Source organism: Bradyrhizobium sediminis, from assembly GCF_018736105.1.
Lineage (GTDB): Bacteria > Pseudomonadota > Alphaproteobacteria > Rhizobiales > Xanthobacteraceae > Bradyrhizobium.
This window is the reverse complement of the sequence record NZ_CP076135.1, coordinates 600,903-619,348: the sequence shown is the minus strand read 5'-3', so window position 1 is coordinate 619,348 and position 18,446 is coordinate 600,903. Positions and strand designations below refer to the sequence as shown.

General features: G+C 62.6%; 18 protein-coding genes. 12 read left to right on the top strand and 6 right to left on the bottom strand.

Going from position 1 to position 18,446, the window contains the following annotated elements; genetic code table 11:
* Positions 1-17 precede the first annotated feature (17 nt).
* Together KMZ68_RS02980 and KMZ68_RS02975 are read right to left on the bottom strand one after the other, a co-directional pair.
* The gene (locus KMZ68_RS02980) at positions 18-1,433 is read right to left on the bottom strand and encodes an extracellular catalytic domain type 2 short-chain-length polyhydroxyalkanoate depolymerase (protein WP_215614422.1); all 1,416 of its coding nucleotides are present in this window, start codon (positions 1,431-1,433) and stop codon (positions 18-20) included.
* A 99-nt stretch (positions 1,434-1,532) separates the two neighbouring features.
* Positions 1,533-2,207, bottom strand: a complete 675-nt coding sequence (locus KMZ68_RS02975; protein ID WP_215614421.1) for a spermidine synthase — start codon at positions 2,205-2,207, stop codon at positions 1,533-1,535.
* Between the two features lie 204 nt (positions 2,208-2,411).
* Between KMZ68_RS02975 and KMZ68_RS02970 the strand changes: the two genes are divergently transcribed.
* Complete coding sequence (locus KMZ68_RS02970) at positions 2,412-2,888, top strand: DUF6789 family protein (protein WP_215614420.1); 477 nt, start codon at positions 2,412-2,414, stop codon at positions 2,886-2,888.
* A 21-nt stretch (positions 2,889-2,909) separates the two neighbouring features.
* On the opposite strand, the gene KMZ68_RS02965 is transcribed toward KMZ68_RS02970, so the two are convergent.
* Together KMZ68_RS02965 and KMZ68_RS02960 are read right to left on the bottom strand one after the other, a co-directional pair.
* Complete coding sequence (locus KMZ68_RS02965) at positions 2,910-3,686, bottom strand: SDR family oxidoreductase (protein WP_215614419.1); 777 nt, start codon at positions 3,684-3,686, stop codon at positions 2,910-2,912.
* A gap of 30 nt (positions 3,687-3,716) precedes the next feature.
* Positions 3,717-4,415, bottom strand: a complete 699-nt coding sequence (locus KMZ68_RS02960) for a GntR family transcriptional regulator (RefSeq protein ID WP_215614418.1) — start codon at positions 4,413-4,415, stop codon at positions 3,717-3,719.
* A 187-nt stretch (positions 4,416-4,602) separates the two neighbouring features.
* Here KMZ68_RS02960 and KMZ68_RS02955 point away from each other — a divergent pair, with 187 nt between their 5' ends.
* From KMZ68_RS02955 to KMZ68_RS02935, 5 genes are all read left to right on the top strand, one after another.
* Positions 4,603-5,859: an ABC transporter substrate-binding protein gene (locus KMZ68_RS02955; RefSeq protein ID WP_215614417.1), complete on the top strand. Its 1,257-nt coding sequence runs from the start codon at positions 4,603-4,605 to the stop codon at positions 5,857-5,859.
* 117 nt (positions 5,860-5,976) lie between these two features.
* Entirely contained in the window at positions 5,977-6,855 is an 879-nt protein-coding gene (locus KMZ68_RS02950; RefSeq protein ID WP_215614416.1) for a branched-chain amino acid ABC transporter permease, read from the top strand.
* A gap of 10 nt (positions 6,856-6,865) precedes the next feature.
* Complete coding sequence (locus KMZ68_RS02945; protein WP_215614415.1) at positions 6,866-9,385, top strand: branched-chain amino acid ABC transporter ATP-binding protein/permease; 2,520 nt, start codon at positions 6,866-6,868, stop codon at positions 9,383-9,385.
* Between the two features lie 23 nt (positions 9,386-9,408).
* On the top strand, positions 9,409-10,356 hold the full coding sequence (locus KMZ68_RS02940) for a 3-hydroxyacyl-CoA dehydrogenase (protein ID WP_215614414.1): 948 nt from the start codon (positions 9,409-9,411) through the stop codon (positions 10,354-10,356).
* 30 nt (positions 10,357-10,386) lie between these two features.
* A complete protein-coding gene (locus tag KMZ68_RS02935) occupies positions 10,387-11,310 on the top strand; it encodes a 3-keto-5-aminohexanoate cleavage protein (protein WP_215614413.1) in 924 nt (307 codons plus the stop codon).
* A 147-nt stretch (positions 11,311-11,457) separates the two neighbouring features.
* On the opposite strand, the gene KMZ68_RS25955 is transcribed toward KMZ68_RS02935, so the two are convergent.
* On the bottom strand, positions 11,458-11,703 hold the full coding sequence (locus KMZ68_RS25955; protein ID WP_249779504.1) for a PilZ domain-containing protein: 246 nt from the start codon (positions 11,701-11,703) through the stop codon (positions 11,458-11,460).
* 134 nt (positions 11,704-11,837) lie between these two features.
* The gene (locus KMZ68_RS02930) at positions 11,838-12,638 is read right to left on the bottom strand and encodes a helix-turn-helix transcriptional regulator (protein WP_215614412.1); all 801 of its coding nucleotides are present in this window, start codon (positions 12,636-12,638) and stop codon (positions 11,838-11,840) included.
* Positions 12,639-13,043: 405 nt separating this feature from the next.
* Here KMZ68_RS02930 and KMZ68_RS02925 point away from each other — a divergent pair, with 405 nt between their 5' ends.
* From KMZ68_RS02925 to KMZ68_RS02900, 6 genes are all read left to right on the top strand, one after another.
* The gene (locus tag KMZ68_RS02925; protein WP_215614411.1) at positions 13,044-13,367 is read left to right on the top strand and encodes a PilZ domain-containing protein; all 324 of its coding nucleotides are present in this window, start codon (positions 13,044-13,046) and stop codon (positions 13,365-13,367) included.
* A 1-nt stretch (position 13,368) separates the two neighbouring features.
* A complete protein-coding gene (locus tag KMZ68_RS02920; protein WP_215614410.1) occupies positions 13,369-13,536 on the top strand; it encodes a hypothetical protein in 168 nt (55 codons plus the stop codon).
* A gap of 54 nt (positions 13,537-13,590) precedes the next feature.
* The gene (locus KMZ68_RS02915) at positions 13,591-14,640 is read left to right on the top strand and encodes an HD-GYP domain-containing protein (RefSeq protein WP_215614409.1); all 1,050 of its coding nucleotides are present in this window, start codon (positions 13,591-13,593) and stop codon (positions 14,638-14,640) included.
* A gap of 278 nt (positions 14,641-14,918) precedes the next feature.
* Positions 14,919-16,514, top strand: coding sequence for an ABC transporter substrate-binding protein (locus tag KMZ68_RS02910; protein WP_215614408.1), 1,596 nt, complete (start codon positions 14,919-14,921; stop codon positions 16,512-16,514).
* A 60-nt stretch (positions 16,515-16,574) separates the two neighbouring features.
* The gene (locus KMZ68_RS02905; protein ID WP_215614407.1) at positions 16,575-17,522 is read left to right on the top strand and encodes an ABC transporter permease; all 948 of its coding nucleotides are present in this window, start codon (positions 16,575-16,577) and stop codon (positions 17,520-17,522) included.
* Positions 17,523-17,548: 26 nt separating this feature from the next.
* A complete protein-coding gene (locus KMZ68_RS02900; RefSeq protein WP_215614406.1) occupies positions 17,549-18,442 on the top strand; it encodes an ABC transporter permease in 894 nt (297 codons plus the stop codon).
* Positions 18,443-18,446: the final 4 nt, after the last annotated feature.

The window sequence follows — 18,446 nt, the reverse complement described above, 5'->3', positions numbered from 1 at the left end:
GACAGGGCCCCTGCCCGTCATTCGCCAATCGGGCAGGCGCCGGGATTGGCGCAGGGCGCGGGCACCGGCCGCGTCGCGGCCGCGGCCTCATCGGAAGCCGGACCTTCGACCCCGTTCACGATCGCCGCGATGCGCCAGCGATAGGCGGTTTTTGGCGTCAGGCCGGAATCGGCGAAACTGGGCCCGGCCACCACCGCCACCGCTGTAAATGGGCCGCCGGCTCCGGCCCGAAAGACGCGGTAGGCTGTCGCCCCAGCCACCGGAACCCATGCCAGATCGGCGCCGGTGTCCGACCGGTCGATGACCCTGAGCATGATCGAAGCCCCGGCGGGTGCAGGTGAGGACGCCGCCGGTGTCGCGCGCGCGGTCAATGCGTCGAGCATCGCCTTGATCGTCCTGACCTGCGCCCCGGACTTGGTGACATAGCTGTCGTCGTAATCGACGTAACCCCACCAGTCCCAGCAAGCGTGGGGATTGTAGGGATACCATTTCGCGGTGGTTTGCGGATAGAGCACGATCAGACGATTGGCATCTGCCCAGGCATTGTATCCGCTACGCTCGATGAAACGCCGCCCGATTTCGGAGCCTACCTGCTGGTTGCAACCGTGCAAGGCGATATGGACGCGGCACGCCTCGCCATTCTCGCATTCCTTGGGCACGAACACGTAGCCGGTCTTGCCCAGGCTCAGCGAACCGGCGCTGCCGGGCTTGGTGTAAAGCGACTGATCGAACGGCTTGATCGTCCCGCTCAACGGACCGGCCTTCGGGCTACTCAACGCACCGTAAATGTGCTGGAGAATGATTCCGGCCTGGTCATAGCCGCATTGATCGATGAACGGGCTGATACTTGCCCTGCATTCATTGAGGTCGGCGCGGGGCGGATCCTGCGCGACCACCAGCGAATGCCCGGCTCCGATCGTGGTCTGGTAGTAGAGGTTGCCGCGGTTGGCCTCGCCGAGATAGTGGCGATAGAAATCCGCAGCCGCATCGGCGACCGATCGTGCCACCACCTTGTCGTTATAGCCGTGGAACAGATAAATTTTCTGCCGCCGCACGAACTGCAGCGAGTCGATCGCGCCGGAAGCCGACTTGGCGTCGGCCTTGGCGAAGAAGTTGCTCATTCCGGGAAGCGGCCCGGACAAGCATGGGCCCGTCGCGTTGGTAATCGAAGACCAGTAGCTGAAGAACCCGTTGGCCTTCGCACACCAATACGGCCCGCCGGCGACCACGCCGACACCCTTGATCACCGAAGACCAGGCGGTGGCGAACTGGACCGCCATGAACGCGCCGGAGGAGATGCCGGATATCGAGCTTTCGCCGATGGCGGCATTGTAGCCGGGGAGCGCCGCGGGCGCTTGAGCCAGCGCCGGCCCGGCGACAAACGCCACGCAGCCAATCGCGATGGAAGTCCGGCGCAACGCTGCAACGACCATGGGGACGCTCCCGTTGAATGGCATGCTATCAGAAGAAGCCTGCCTCAGGGCTCCTGCGGGTTTCATGCCAATTTCATCAAGGGGCCGCGGAACCCGCCTTCAAGGCCGCGTCGCGAACCAGATGACATGGCGCGCGCCGCTGCGCCTGGCGGTGGCGCGCACGGCAACCTCGTTCACCGCGAAGCCGGCGTCGCGAAGCCGTTTGGAGAAGGCCGGATGCGGCCCCGACGACCAGACCGCGAGCACGCCGCCCGGCCGTAGCGCCCGGCGGATCGCCTTCAATCCGCCGGGGTCGTAGAGCGCATCGTTCGCTTTCCGGATCAATCCCTCCGGGCCGTTGTCGACATCGAGCAGGATGGCATCGAACGTGGCGGGGTGAGACTGAATCACCTCGATGACGTCAGCGCACAGAATGGTGGCGCGCGGATCGCTGAGGCTGTCACCAAAAATCTCCGCCATCGGGCCTTTCGCCCAGGCGATCACGGCCGGCACCAGTTCGGCCACCGTGATCCGCGCCTTCGATCCCAGCACGGCGAGCGCGGCGCGCAGCGTGAAGCCCATGCCGAGGCCGCCGATCAACAGGTGCGGCGCCTTGACCGCTTCCAGCCTTCGGCAAGCGAGCGTGGCCAGCGCCTCCTCCGAACCGCTGAGACGGCTGTTCATCAGTTCGTTCGGCCCGATCTTCATGGAGAATTCGGCGCCGCGCTGCATCAGGCGAAGTTCGACCTCGGCGCCGGGCACGCGAGCGGTATCGATCTGCTTCCATGGAATCATGCGATGCTTTTAGCTGCTTTGGCTATCTCGCGCGAGGTGGCCGGCAGAACTCTCTCGCTCAAGCCGTTCGCCGGAAAATGCAAAACTGGAAACGCTGCGTTTGCGTCTACGACCATTTGGTGACATCAGCGACGGCAAATCGATCCCGGCATCGATGCATTATGCTAAAGGCTGAAAGATGATCGCCACAGCCACCGCAATCCCATGAACGCCGACCGGATCTGGAGAACCACGCTTGCCGGACTATGCGGAAGCGTTGCTCACTCCGGCCTCATGTTCCTGAAGTCCGGAATGGGCTGGCTGCCGTCGTTTCAACCCTATGACGAACTGCAGCAGGCCCTGAGCCAGTTGGCAGGAAGCTCGGTTCATCCGTCGATACTATGGGCGCTTTCGTTCCTGAACGGTTCTGTCGTACTCGGCTTCCTGTTCGGCCACGCCTACCCGTTGTTGCCGGGTCAAAGCGGCGCCGCCAAGGGATTCGTCTTCGGTGTGCTCGGCTGGATCTTGATGGGCCTGGTGTTCTTTCCGATGCTGGGGCGCGGCCTGTTCGCCACGCAGGCCGGCCTCGGCTTTCAGCCGGCCGTGTTTTCGCTGCTGATGGTGCTGTCCTACAGCGTGATCCTGGGCCTGATCTATTCCGCACTCAACGCAGGCGGCGCGGCGGAGCAGGACAGCCGCTAGCCGGCCAATATCCTCTCTCGCTCATCCCAGCATCTGGGTATCGCCGCAGACCGAGATCGCCTGCCCGGAAATCGTCTTGCCGCGCGGGCTGCACATGAACAGGATCTGGTCGGCGATCTGCTCCGGCGTCACGTAGTCCTTGATCGAGGTGTAAGAAAACGCCGTGCGTTCCATTTCGGCGTAGGAAATCCCGCGCTGCTGCGCCTTGGCTTCCAGCACCCGGCGCTGCCGGTCGCCGGCGACCAGGCCGGGCAGAATCGCATTGACGCGGATGTTGTCCGGTCCGAGTTCGATCGACAGCGATTTGGTGAAGCCGATCACGCCCCATTTCGCCGCGGCATAGGGCGTGCGCATGGCAAAGCCGAGCCGGCCGGCGGCCGAGGAGATATTGACGATCGATGCGTTCCTGCTCTTGCGCAAATGCGGTACCGCAAGCCTGACGCAGTTGAATTGCCCGGTCAGGCAGATTTCCAGGCAACGGTCCCAGTCTTCCGGATTCATCTCCTCGACCTTGGCGGTCGGGCCGGCGACGCCGGCGTTGTTGACCAGCACGTCGAGGCCGCCGAGCTTTGCCGTCGCTTCCGCGAACAGCTTCTGAACCGCCGCGCGGTCGGAGACGTCGCAGGGTGTCGACGTGATCGCGGGATCGCTGGCGGCCAGCGCCGACAGCGCCATTTCATCGACATCGCAGGTGTGAACCCTGGCGCCTTCGGCTGCGAAACGCCGCGCGATGGCAAGCCCGATGCCGTTGGCGCCGGCGGTTACCAGCACGCGCAAAGCCTTGAGTTCGAGATCCATGGTCGCTCCGAGATGTCGTTTGAAAGAGGGTCAGTCGGCAAGGCCGCCGCGCGACAGGATGAAGTCCGCAGCACTTCTTATGTCGCCGGCAATTCCGGCCTGCGCGGCCTCGCCGTTGCCGGCGGCGATGGCGTTGCGCACATTGGCGTGAAACCGGATCGCATCGCCCTTGGCGAGCCGCTCGGGGTTGGCTCGCAGATCGAGATTGATCACCGGTCCCGCCTTGAGCCAGAGCGCGCGGATGATTTCCACCAGGATCGGCGAATGCGCCGCTTCGTAAACCGCAAAGTGAAAGGTCTTGTTGAGTTCGACCGCGCGCGGCAGGTCGGGCGCGGACGACTCGCTCTCCGTCCGCATCGCTTCTTCCGCGCGGGCGATCGAGTTGAGGTCATCGGCGTCACGATGCAGCGCGGCCTGCGCCGCCGCGTGGCCCTCGATGGCGATCCGCACTTTGGTCAGGTCGCTGAACTGCGCCGCCGACATCAGGGGAACGCGGACCGCGCGGTTCGGCGTTACCTCCAGCGCCTTGTCGGCAACCAGCCGCGACACCGCCTCGCGCACGGGCATGATGGAGACGCCGAGCACATCCGCCGCTGCGCGCAGCGATAATTTCTCGCCCGGCGCGAGCCGGCCGGAAATCAGGAGATCGGCCAGTTTGGCATAGGCGCGCTCGCCCAAGGTCTGACGGTCGAGCGGTTCCACCAGGTTGAGGGCGGTGGGCAAATTCAACGCGGATCTCCCATGCGGCCACGATCTCCCGAGGGGACTCGACAACGGCCCCGACTTTTGCAACTCTAACTGTGATCACAGATCACGGCAAGCGACACAAGGCCGCTTCTCAGGGCGAACCATGCGGCGCCGGCCGAAAGAAGAAACTGCCGCAGCCCACGCGGCCGTACCAGGGAGATGAAGGCCGATGTCCAATAATAATCAATTCACGCGCCGCAGCCTGTTGAAGACCGCCGGCGGCATTGCCCTGATGTCGGGCATCTCAGCGCCGGCGATCCTGCGCGCGCAGACAGCCGAGGTCATCAGGATCGGCCATCTGACGCCGCGCACCGGCTTTCTCGGACCGCTCGGCGAATACGCCGCGATGGCGGCCGATCTTGCGGTCGAGGAGATCAACGCCGCGGGCGGCATGATGGGCCGCAAGGTGGAGCTGTTGAAGGAGGATTCGGTCAATCCGCAGACCGCATCCACCAAGGCCGAGCGCATGATCGAGCGCGACAAGGTGGCCTGCATCATCGGCGAGATTTCATCCGCCTCGTGCCTGACCATCGCGCAGGTCGCCTCGCGCACCAAGACCCTTTACATCAACACCGGCGGCAATTCGGACGCGCTGCGCGGCAAGGATTGCCAGCGCTATATGTTCCATGTCGAGTCGCAGAATTCTATGTATGTGAAGACCGTCGGCCGCTCGTTCCTGCGCGACGGCCTGGTCAAGGGCAAGAAGTGGTACTCGCTGACGGCGGATTATTCCTTCGGCCATGACCTGCTGAAAGTTTCAAAGCGCTTCATGGAAGCCAATGGCGGCCAATTCGCCGGTGACGATCTGGTGCCGACCGACGCCGCCGATTTCTCCGCCTATCTGTTGAAGATCCGCGAAGCCAAGCCCGACCTGGTCGCGATCAATCTCGCGGGCAACCAGACCACCAACTTCCTCAAGCAGTATGCCGAGTTCGGCCTCACCATCCCGGTCGGCGGCTTTGGTTTCGACACCGCATTGGCCTGGGCCGCCGGCAAGGGCAACTTCGTCGGCACCTGGCCGGTGGTCTGGCATCACCTCATCGACACCCCCGGCAGCAAGGCGTTCGTGGCGGCCTTCACCAAGAAATACAACAAGCCGCCGGAGAACCAGGCCTGGGGCGACTACGTCGCCATCAAGATCGTGGCGCAGACCATCAATGAGCTGAAATCGGCGGAATCGCCCAAGATCATCCAGCACTTCGAGAAGGGTGCGAAGTACGACCTGCTGAAGACCCGGCCGGGCTATTTCCGCGCATCGGATCATCAATTGATGCACGAAATGTACGCGGTCACCGCGCTTCCCGCCGACAAGATCAAGAACCAGTGGGACATCTTCGCTTCCAGCCCGGCGGTGCCCGGCCCCAACGAAGATCTCGAAGTGATCGCCGCTACCAAGGAAGAGAACAGCTGCACGTTCCCGAGCTAACCGACTGATATCAGCGTCTCTCCGGGATACCGGGGAGACGCTGTTTTTCTTCCGCCTTCCCCTCGCAGATCTCCCTGGCGCGCAGCCCGCGCTTATTCCAGCAGCGGGACCACAGCCATGTCCGCCATGTTGTTAGCCCAGCAAATCCTCAACGGCCTGCTCGACGGCGTCTATTACCTCCTGATCGCGCTCGGCCTGTCGCTGATCTTCTCGCTCGGCGGCATCGTCAATCTCGCGCACGGCGCGTTCTACGCGCTCGGCGCCTATCTCACGCTGGTGCTGTCGCCCTGGCTCGGCTTCGGCGGCTCGTTCGTGGCAGCGCCCGTGGCGGTGGCGATGCTCGGCATCGTGATCGAGCGCACGCTGTTCCGCCGCTTCTATCGTTCCGACCCGATCCTCTCGCTGCTGATGACATTCGGCCTCGCCATGGTGGCGGAGCAGGCGCTGCGGATGATCTTCGGCGCCCCGCCTCTGTCCTATTCGATCCCGCCATGGCTGCGCGGACAGGTCGCGATCGGCAGCTTCATCTATTCGTTCTATCGCGTGGTGCTGCTCGGCATCGCCGCGACCTGCATCGCCGGACTGTGGCTGCTGCTGCAGAAGACTTCCTTCGGCCGCGTGGTGCGCGCCGGCGTGCAGAATCCCGACATGGTCGGCGCGCTCGGCATTTCGCTGCAGCCTTATATGTCCGCGGTGGCGGCGCTCGGCATCGGGCTTGCCGGCCTCGCCGGCGTGCTGCTGGCGCCGATCTATTCGATCCATCCGGCGATGGGCCAGGAGATCATCACGCCGGCCTTCGTCGTCGTGGTGATCGGCGGGCTGGGATCATTCTGGGGCGTGGTTGCCGCGGCGCTGCTGGTCGGCCTCGTCAAGGGTCTGATGGTCGGCATCGGCTATTCCGCGGCATCGACCGCGGCGATCTATTTGCTGATGCTGCTGGTGTTGCTGTTCCGGCCGCGCGGCCTGTTCGGCGAACGCATCACGCGGTTCGAGTGAGGCGCCGATCATGATGAAGCGCCTGCCCGTTCCGCTGTTGATCGCCGCCCTCGGACTCCTTGTGCTGCCGCCGCTGCTGCTCGCGCTCGGCCTCACCATGACCTCGGCGACCGAGGTCGTCACCTACGCGCTGGCCTGCATGGCGCTGAACATCCTGGTCGGCCATACCGGCCTGGTGTCGTTCGGCCATGGCGCCTGGTTCGGCCTCGCCGCCTATGCGGCGGCGCTGGTCCAGCGCAATGTGATGCCGGGCTCGTTCTTCGGTCCCACCATCGCCGGCGTCCTGATCGTCACCGCCATTGCGGGCACGTTCGGGTTCCTGATCCTGCGGCGGCGCGGGGTATATTTCTCGCTGCTGACGCTGGCGCTGGCGGCGATGCTGTATGCGGTCGCGTTCCGCTGGACCGACGTCACCGGCGGCGAGAACGGCCTCGGCGGCATCACGCGGCCGACGCTGCTCGGCGTCGATCTGGAATCTTCCACCAACTACTACTGGTTCGTCGCTACGATCGCCTTCCTGGTGCTGATCCTGCTATGGCGCTTCCATAACTCGACGGTCGGCAGCGTGCTGGTGGCGATCCGCGAGAACGAGCAACGCGCGCGTTTCCTCGGCTATCCGACCAACCGCTACAAGCTCGCCGCCTTCGTGCTGTCGGCCGGGATCACCGGGCTTGCCGGCATCCTGCTGCTCTACCAGAACCGCATGACCTCGGCCGATCCGATCTCGGTCTCGTTCTCCGGCGATCTCCTGGCCATGGTCGTGATCGGCGGCATGCGCAGTTTCCTGGGGCCGGCCCTCGGCGCGCTGTTCTTCATCCTGTTCCGCGAGTTCCTCGGCATCTACACCGAGAACTGGCTGTTCTGGTTCGGCCTGATATTCGTCAGCTTCATCGTGTTTTCGCCGACCGGCCTGGTCGGCGTCGGCGAACGGCTGATCGCGCCGTTCCGCAAGAAGACGACCGAAGACGCCGCGATGTCGGCGCGCCGCATCGAAGCGCTGCCGCTGCCGGAATTCCTGCGGCCGCAATCCCACATCGCAGGGCCGGTGCTGTCGGCCCGACACATCGTCAAGAATTTCGGCGGCATCAGGGCGGTGCAGGGGATCGATATCTCGATTGCCGACCGCACCCTGCATGCGCTGATCGGGCCCAATGGCGCGGGCAAGACCACCGCGTTCAACCTGTTGTCCGGCATGTTCCCGCCGGACCAGGGCACGGTGTCGCTGATGGGCCAGCCGATCGCCGGCGAGACGCCGGAGGAGATCGCCCGCGCCGGCATCGGCCGCTCGTTCCAGATCACCAACCTGTTTCCGGCCCTGAGCGTCGGCGAAAACATCAGGCTTGCGGTGCAGGCGCGGCACCCCCGCCGCTTCGATCCCATCACGTCAGCGCTTTCGATCGATGCGATCAATGCCGAGACGGACGCCACCATCCGCTATCTCGGCCTTGCCGGCATCGAGAAGGCCGAGGCGGGCAACTTGTCCTATGGCGGCCAGCGGCTGCTCGACATGGGCGTGGCGCTTGCGACCGCGCCGCGCGTGCTGCTGCTCGACGAGCCCCTCGCCGGGCTTGCCGCTGCCGAGCGTGAGCGGATCGGCGCCATCATCAAGCGGATCTCGTCGGATCTGCCGGTGCTGCTGGTCGAACACGACATCGACCGGGTGTTCCAGCTCGCCGACCATGTCACGGTCATGAATGAAGGCCGGGTACTGCTCGACGGCACCGTCGAGCAAGCCCGCACCAGCCCGAAGGTGCAGGAGGTCTATATCGGCTCCGGCGCGACGGAAATTGCCGCGCGTCCGCGCGAAACCGCCGCCCGCGTCAACGCGCTGCTGACGGTCGGCAACGTCGATACCTTTTACGGCAAGAGCCACATCCTCAACGACGTCAATTTCACGCTGCACGAGAACGAGATCATTGCGCTGTTGGGCCGCAACGGCGCCGGCAAGTCGACGCTGCTGAAGACGCTGGTCGGCATCGCGCCGGCATCGAACGGGTCGATCAAACTCGCCGACAGCGAGCTGATCGGCCATTCGTCGGCGCAGAACGCCCGGCTCGGTATCGGCTACGTGCCGCAGGGCCGCGGCCTGTTCGCCGGCATGAGCGTGGAACAGAACCTCGAGCTGGGCGGGCTGAAGCGCCAGACCGGCAACGGCGTGCACTGGACGCGGGAACGCATCTACGAATATTTTCCGCGGATTCGCGAACGGCTCGACAGCCCCGCCGACTATCTTTCCGGCGGCGAGCAGCAGATGGTCGCGGTCGCCCGCGCGCTGTCGGGCGACGTCCGGGTATTGCTGCTCGACGAGCCCTTCGAGGGCCTGGCGCCGACCGTGGTGGAGCAATTGTTCGAGACCTTCGACCGGCTGCGCAGGGAAATCGCCATCATCATCGTCGATCACCATCTCGATCTGGCGCTGGCGCTGTCCGATACCACGGTGGCGCTGGAGCGCGGCCGGGTGATCCACCAGGGGCCGTCGAAAGACCTGCGCGACGATCTCGACTTGCGCCGCAAGGTGCTCTGGCTGTGAGATGAAGGTTACGGGAACAGGAAATGGCAAGCACTGAACGCAACGTCGCCATCGTCGGAAGCGGTCTGATCGGACGCGCCTGGGCCGCCATCTTCGCGCGTGCGGGGTGGAACGTGCGGCTCACCGATCCGCATATTCCGACACTGAAGGCGGCGTCCCGCCTGATCCGCGACGAGTTGCAGGCATTGGCCCGCCATGGGCTGGCCGACGACCCCGACGGCGCCGTGGCGCGGGTCTCGATTGCAGGGAGCCTGCAGGAAGCGCTGCTGGACGTCGAATTCGTCCAGGAAAACGGGCCGGAGATCGTCGAGGACAAGAAGACCATCTTTGCCCAGCTCGACAAGCTCGCGCCATCAGACGCGCTGCTGGTGTCGTCGACCTCGGCGATCACGGCATCGCGCTTCACCGAGACGCTGCCGGGCCGGGCGCGTTGCCTGGTCGGCCATCCCGTCAATCCGCCGCATCTGGTGCCGCTGGTCGAATTGTGCGGCGCGCCGTGGACCTCGCCCGACGCCATCGACCGCGCGCGAAAAATCTATCGCGAGATCGGCCAGGTGCCGGTCACGATCAACCGCGAGATATCGGGCTTTGTGCTGAACCGGCTGCAGGGCGCGCTGCTGGCGGAAGCCTTTCGTCTGGTCGGCGAAGGCTACATCTCCGCGGAAGACCTCGATCACACCGTCAAGGACGGCCTCGGGCTGCGCTGGTCGTTTCTCGGACCGTTCGAGACCATCGAGCTCAATGCGCCCGGCGGCATTCCCGATTATTGCGCGCGCTATACCGGATTCTACAAGGAGCTGGCCTCGGCCTGCGCCGGTCCCGAAGTCTACCAAAGCCCGAATGTGGACCGGGTGATCGCGGCATGGCCGCATCAGCCGACGCCGGAGCGCATCGCCGCGCTGACGCAGCGGCGCAACGAACGCCTGGCGGCGCTGGCCGCGCACAAGGCCAGACAGAACGACGAATCCTGAAGTATCGACTGCCAAGAAAGTGAGCAAGACATGAGCCGCAAAGTCATCATCACCTGTGCCGTGACCGGCGCGATCCACACCCCCTCGATGTCGAAGGCTCTGCCGGTGACGCCGCAGGAAATCGCCGACGCCGCGGTCGATGCCGCCGAAGCGGGTGCGGCCATCGTGCATCTGCACGCGCGCAATCCCAAGACCGGCCAGCCCGACCAGAGCCCCGAGGCCTTTGCGCCGTTCCTGAAAATCATCAAGCAGCGCTCGAACTGCGTGATCAACCTCACCACCGGCGGCGCGCCGACCATGACGGTGGACGAGCGCGTTCGTCCCGCCGCGGTCTACAAGCCGGAAGTCGCGTCGCTGAACATGGGCTCGATGAATTTCGCCTTTTTCGGCATGCTGAACCGTTTCAAAAAGTTCGAGCACGACTGGGAACTGAAGCATCTGCAGAACAAGGACATCGTGTTCCGCAACACCTTCCAGGACATCGAATATGTGCTGAAGACGCTGTCGGAGACCGGCACCCGCTTCGAATTCGAGTGCTACGACACCGCGCATCTCTACAACCTCAACTACTTCCTCGAGCAGGGCATGGTGAAGCCGCCTTTGTTCGTGCAGACCGTGTTCGGCCTGCAGGGCGGCACCGGCGCGCATCCGGAAGATGTGCTGCACATGAAGCGCACCGCCGACCGGCTGTTCGGCGACAAGATGGTGTGGTCGGTGCTGGGCGCGGGCCGCAACCAGTTGCCGATCGCGGCGATGGCCGCCGCCATGGGCGGCAACATCCGCGTCGGGCTCGAGGATTCGCTGTGGGCGGCGCCCGGACGGATGGCGGCCTCGAACGCCGAGCAGGTCGCGCTCGCGCGCAAGATCATCGAGGGGCTCGGCCTTGAGGTGGCGACCCCGGACGAGGCCCGCGAGATTCTCGACCTGAAGGGCGGCGACAAACTGGAGGTTTGACCGGTTCAGTCAAGCCTGCAGCACCAACCCAGCACCCGACGTCTGCGGAAGTGGCCGCTGCTGCATGTGTTCGTGACCGGCATATATTGAGTGCAGATCGAGAGGCGCGGCGTTGAGCCCCGCCTTTCGACGCGATACGCAATTTTGTCAGAAGGCAACCCCAAGGCGGCGGCCGCAGTTCCAGACAATCCGGCAACGTTTCTTGGTGCCGCCGAATAGCAGCTCAAATCGATTGGGCAATCTGGGCTGTCCGAACACTTCGAGGCACGCGCCGCCAGGTGAATAGTCTATGACCCTGCAATCAATGACGGGATCCTTCGGGCCAACGATCAATTTGGCCACATCGGCATTTCTGCCTGTCGGCCGAACTCGTGTGAAGCGTCTCGGGTGCATCGATGCTTCCTGTGACTGAATCTCACACAGAGTTTCGCAGAATGGTCTAAACGCTTCGTGGAGCTTTATGGTTAGGAAAATGCATAGGGTGCACTTGCCTTCTTATCCTGGGATAACACGTCCCACGACAAGTCTCATCGCCCGAGGCAGGTGATCGCAGCCTCATTGCACGGCTTCAAGATGACCAGCTTGATCGAGGAATCACTGGCGGCCAGGAAGGTTGTTTGACGAAATTTCAGCAGGCCCCACTGGGGATGATTGTATGACTTTTCGATCCCGTCCGAAGACAGAACCCGCTGTTCTTGCCACAATTTCCGAAAGTGATCCGACTCCTCGCTTAGCTTGCTGACCAGATCAAGCATCTTCTGATCATCAATATACTTGCCGAAATCAACCCGGAACTGTGCCAGGAGGCTGCGCGCCCGAGGCTCCCAATCGACGACAAGCGTTCTCGCATTCAAATTGAGAAACATAAGTCGCAGCAAATTCCTTTCCGGATCGTTCAGCCATGGCGGGAACAGTTCCGCCAATTCGTCATTCCAGAACAGCATCGTCCAATATCTGTCGAGCACAAAGGCCGGGTACGCGATGGAACGGACACAGCTCTCGATTGTTTTGCCGACGAGATCATCGGCGAAGTTCGAAGCATCGTTCGGATCAACTCGTCGGCCCAATTCGAAAAGGTAAGCCCGCTCTGCGGGTGCCAACTGCAGCACGTCGGCAATGCGTCCGAGCGCAGCGCTGGAAGGTGCTACTTCTTTTCCCTGCTCCAGCCGCGTGTACCAGGTGGAACTGATCGCGGCCATCTCGGCAACTTCTTCGCGGCGAAGCCCGACCGTTCTTCGTCTCCTTTCGCCGGCGTGTTTGTCATCAACCGGCTTGCTGATTGACTCCCGATGCTTGCGCAGGAAATCGGCGAGGGCCTGCTGCCGCATCGAAGCGTGTATCCTAGGATATTTTGTACCCGGATGATTTTTCGGAGAGCATGTCATGCCTAAATTCTCCGGGAGCAAACCAAATTACTTCTCACAATTCGCGCGACTGTAATCGATATGATCCAGGCGATTTACTGAACGTTGTATTTTAGAGAGCATTCTACAGAGATTGTCGAGTTCTAGTTGTGAATACGGCTCCGGCTGGAGCTGCATAGCGTAGCGAGGGCAACGATGCCCCCCGCTGACAATTTTGGATAGCAGTGCTGCAAGGCGGCCATTGGAAAGACGCGAGGCCATACTGCGCTAAGTAGCTGACCCGCCCGCGACCGCTGCGAGTTTTCGCAGGTCCGCAAAGTAAATCCAAGGAGCGCCTGACCAGGAGATTTTATCGATCGGATTTTGCAGATGGCTTTTGGAGACAGAAAGAGCGAGCGCGTCAATTTCGAACGCGGCATCCATGTTTATGTCATGGGAATTGACGGCACTTGGCGGCGAGACTGCGTGATGATCGACGTTTCGCAGACCGGCGCGCGCCTGTGCATCGATGGGTCCATCGAAGGATTGGACCTCAAGGAATTTTTCCTGCTGCTTTCGTCCACGGGCAGCGCGTTCCGCCGCTGCAAACTGGTGCGGGTCGCCGGTGACCAGATCGGTGTCGAATTCCTGGAGCGGGACAAGCTTGCCAAGAAGAGACCTCTGAAACCCCAAACAACCAAAGAGTCAGCCTGAGATGAGCGACCCACACAAGATTACTGAGATCTTCGTCTTGACCAAATCGACCCAACCGCTTTGCGGCATCGTGCAGGTCAATACCGCCGACGAAGAAATACGGTTCGAAATCACGGAAGATCTGGCCCACCGGATATGCACCGAACTCGAGCGTTTTCTTACACGATGACTGCAATCATCGTCACCTTGGATGACGACAGACAGAAGTGAGATCTGACGTTCCATGCCCGTCCATGTTGTCGCAGATACCGTTAGCAAGCTTACGGACCTCCGCGCCGTGCTGGAGCAACATTACGCCGTGACATCCGAATTGCTGAGCGACGCCAACACCCGCTGCAGCGAATCCGACGCTGTCGTCGTCACGGCGGATTTGCGGGCCGTTGACAATATTGCGGCCCTCAAGGGAATGCTTGGAAGATCAAGTCACCTGCGCAAGCGCATCTTCATCATCGATCACAAGGCGCGCTTGTTCACCGTTCAGGCATATGCGCTTGGGGCGACACGCGTACTTGTCAATCCCGTCGATCAGGCAAGCTTGTTGGCCGCACTGATCGATGGCAATCATTCCCCGACGATCTCCATCGAGGCTTTGCCGGGTGCCCACGAAGCCGCAATGGCCGGTGCGACCGCCCTGTCTTCGATGTTCTCGGCGGTGTTGAGCGGCAAGGCCATCGATATCAGAGGCGCGAAAGGCGCCGCCGGCAAGATTGCCGACAGCATCGCCGAGGATGGGCTGTCCAGCTGGCTCGAGACGGTTCGCCGTCATCACGAGGGCACATATCAACACTGCCTCCTGGTTACGGGCATAGCTGTCGATTTCGGACTGAGCCTGGGCGTGCCGAGAGCGGACATCGAGCGGCTGTATTCGGCCGCGATGTTTCATGACATTGGCAAGGCCAAGATTCCGCTCGCGGTCCTGGACAAGCCTGGGCGCCTCGACGATCAGGAGCGTGCGCTGGTCGAAACCCATCCCGCAGCTGGATACGACGTGTTGAAGGGGAATGCCGGTATTTCCCCGGAGATCCTTGATGCAGTGCGGCATCACCACGAGTATCTCGATGGAAGCGGTTATCCCGACGCGCTTTGTAGCAGCAGCATTTCCGACATCGTTCGGATATTGACCATTTCCGATATCTTTGCGGCATTGATCGAACACCGCAGCTACAAGCCGACCATGCCCCGGGAACAGGCCTATGAAATCCTTCGCAGCATGGAAGGAAAGCTGGAGAGGCCGCTCGTAACCGCCTTCAGGGAAGTAGCGCTCAACCGCTGAAGAGATCGGGTCGGATCGCAAGTGGCGCCCCCGGACGACGCCCGCGAGATTCTCGACCTCAAGGGCGGCGACAAACTGGAGGTTTGACCGGCTCCGGCAGGTCAACCCCGCTTGCGCGCTGCACCAATGGCCCCGCCATCGATTTAGCCGCCGCGCGGAATTACATCTAATCCGAAGGATCGATGCCCGCCCCGGCCTTGCCGGTTGCGTGGACGCACCGTCATGGGTAACCTCCCGCGCAATCGGCCCGATGAGGCTGAAATATGAGGGAGGGGAACATGCGGAGCGTGCGTGCGCTTGCTGCCGTCGTGACGTCGTTGCTGACTGTCTCTGGTTCTGCGCTCGCTGGAGAGCCGAAGCAGGGCGGCATCCTGAAGGTCTATCACCGCGACAGTCCGGCCAGCGCCTCGATCCACGAGGAGGCTACCTACTCAGTCAACATTCCCTTTATGCCCATTTTCAACAACCTCGTCATGTACAAGCAGGACGTGAAGCAGAACAGCCTGGAGTCGATCGTCCCCGATCTCGCGGAGAGTTGGGCCTGGGTCAACGGCGGCAAGACGCTCAATTTCAAGCTCAGGCAGGGCGTCAAATGGCACGACGGCAAGCCTTTCACGTCCGCCGACGTCAAATGCACATTCGACATGCTGATGGGCAAGTCCGAGCAGAAGTTCCGCAAGAACCCCCGCAAATCCTGGTACAATCAGGTTGCCGACATCACGCCGAACGGCGACTTCGAGGTCGCGTTCAACCTGAAGCGGCCGCAACCGGCGCTGCTGGCGTTGCTGGCCTCGGGCTATACGCCGGTTTATCCCTGCCATGTTTCGCCCGGCGACATGCGCACCAAGCCTATCGGCACCGGTCCGTTCAAGTTCGTCGAGTTCAAGGCCAACGAATCGATCAAGATCACCCGCAATCCGGATTACTGGAAGAAGGGCCTGCCGCATCTCGACGGCATCGAGTACACCATCATTACCAACCGGTCGACCGCCATTCTCGCCTTCATTGCCGGGAAGTTCGATATGACATTTCCGACCGGGATATCGATCCCGCTTCTCAAGGACGTCAAAACGCAGGCGCCGAACGCGGTATGCGTGGTCGAGCCGGTCAATGTCAGCACCAATATCATTGTCAACTCGTCGTCGCCGCCGTTCGACAATCTGGACATTCGGCGTGCGATGGCGCTGGCACTCGATCGCAAGGCGTTCATTTCGATCATGTTCCAGGGTCAGGCCGATATCGGCGGCACCATGCTTCCCGCGCCGGGGGGGTTGTGGGGCATGCCGAAGGAAATGCTGGAGACGATACCGGGCTACGGCCCCGACGTGAACGCCAACCGCGAGGAAGCCCGAAAACTGATGCAAAAGGCGGGCTACGGCCCGGACAAGCATCTCGCGGTCAAGGTCTCGACGCGCAATATAGCCGAGTATCGCGACCCCGCCGTGATCCTGATCGATCAGCTCAAGGGCATCTATATCGATGGCGAGCTTGACGTGGTCGAGACCGCCAACTGGTTCTCGAAAGTCGCGCGCAAGGACTATTCGCTCGGCCTCAACCTGACCGGCAATGCCGTCGACGATCCCGACCAGTCGTTCTACGAGAACTATTCCTGCGGTTCGGAGCGGAACTACACCAACTATTGCAACAAGGACATCGAGAAGCTGATCGACCAGCAATCCCAGGAGGCCGACGCCGCCAAGCGCAAGAAACTGGTCTGGGAAATCGACAAGAAGCTTCAGGAGGACGTCGCCCGTCCCATTGTCTACCACAGCCACGCCGGTTCGTGCTGGCAGCCCTATGTCAAGGGCATCACCATCATGGTGAACAGCTCCTACAATGGCTACCGCTACGAGGATGTGTGGATGGACAAGTAGCATCCGCCGTCAGCGGAAGAAGCTGGCAGCCACTCATACGCGTTAACAGGAGCAGCCAGGTTGTTTGCTTATATCGTGCGGCGCCTCGCCTTGATGCTCGTGACCCTGTTCGGGATCTCGGTCATCATCTTCGTGCTGCTGCGCGTCGTGCCGGGCAATATCGTCGACATCCTGTTTGACGCCGCGGGATTCGTCGACCAGGCCGACAAGGCCAACCTGGAAAAAGAGCTCGGCCTCAGCCAGCCGATTGCAGTGCAGTATCTGCAGTGGATCGGCGGGCTTCTGCATGGCGACCTCGGCTACTCCTACGTTTCCGAGAAGCCGGCGCTGCAGGAGATCCTGCCGCGAATTCCGATCACCGCGCGGCTGGCCGGCCTCGCGCTGTTGTTCTCCGCCTCGATCGGCATTCCCTTGGGCGTCATCAGCGCGGTCCATCAGGGCACGCGGCTCGATTATGCCCTGCGCGTCGTCAGCCTGAGCGGCCTGTCGCTGCCGTCATTCTGGCTCGGCCTGTTGATCCTGATGGCGTCGGTCTCGCTGTTCGGATCGATGCCGATCTTCAACCCGAACCCGGCAACGTGGACCGAGGCCTTCGCGATCTATTGCGTGCCGGCGATGGCGGTCGGCTTTCGCAGCGCCGCGCTGACCATGCGAATTACCCGCTCCTCGATGCTCGAAATCCTGCGGCAGGATTACATCCGCACCGCGCGCGCCAAGGGCGCTTCCGAAACGGCGGTGAACTATCATCACGCGCTCAAGAACGCCATCCTTCCTGTCATCACCGTGATCGGCATCGAGGCCGCGTTCCTGATCGGCGGATTGATCGTCACCGAAACAGTATTCAATATTCCCGGCGTCGCCCGCTTCCTGGTCGAGGCGCTGCGCTGGCGCGACTATCCGATCGTGCAGAACCTCGTGATGCTGATCGCGGTCGTGGTCGTGGTCGCCAACTTCACCGTCGACATGCTCTACGCCGCGATCGATCCACGCATCCGGTATACCGACTGACTTTTGGGAAGATTTGGAGACGCCGCTTGGCCGTGATCAACTACGACAGCGAACTGAGGCGGGCCGGCGCCCACGCGACGCATGGCTGGCGCCGGCTGGCGTTCCTCGGGCAGCGGTACCTGCTCGGCACCATCGGCCTGTTCATCATGCTGACATTCGTGTGGGTGGCGGCGGCGGCCGACCTGATCTGCCGCTTTGATCCGCTCAGCGTCGATTCCGCGCATCGCCTGGCGGCCCCCAGCGCGCAGCACTGGCTGGGAACCGACTCGTTCGGCCGCGACGTCTGGAGCCGGATCGTACACGGCGCGCGCATATCGCTCGCCGTGGGTATCGGCTCGACGGCGCTGGGATCGTCGATCGGCGTACTGGTCGGGCTCGTGTCCGGCTATTTGTCGGGCTGGGTCGATCTGGTGTTCCAGCGGGTGACCGACATCCTGCAGGCCCTGCCACTCCTGGTTCTCGCCCTCGTCATGACGGCGGCGCTGGGACCGTCGCTTCCCAACGTGATCCTCGCGATCGCGATCCCGCTGATCCCGACCGTTTCCCGCGTGATCCGCGCCAATACGCTGGCGCTGCGCGAGCTGCCGTTCGTCGAAGCCGCCAAATCGATCGGGATGAGCGAAACACGCATCGCGATACGCCATGTGCTGCCCAACACGCTGGCGCCGCTGATCGTGCTGGCCACCGCACAGCTCGGTTCCACCATCCTCACCGAGGCCTCGCTGTCGTTTCTCGGCCTCGGTATTCCCGAACCCTACCCGTCGTGGGGACGCATGCTGTCCGAATCGGCGGCGGAATATGTCCGCACCGCGCCGTGGCTGGTGATCTTCCCGGGAATCGCCATCAGCCTCGCGGTGTTCGGCACCAATCTGTTCGGCGACGCGCTGCGCGACATTCTCGATCCGAGGCAGCGCGGCTGATGAC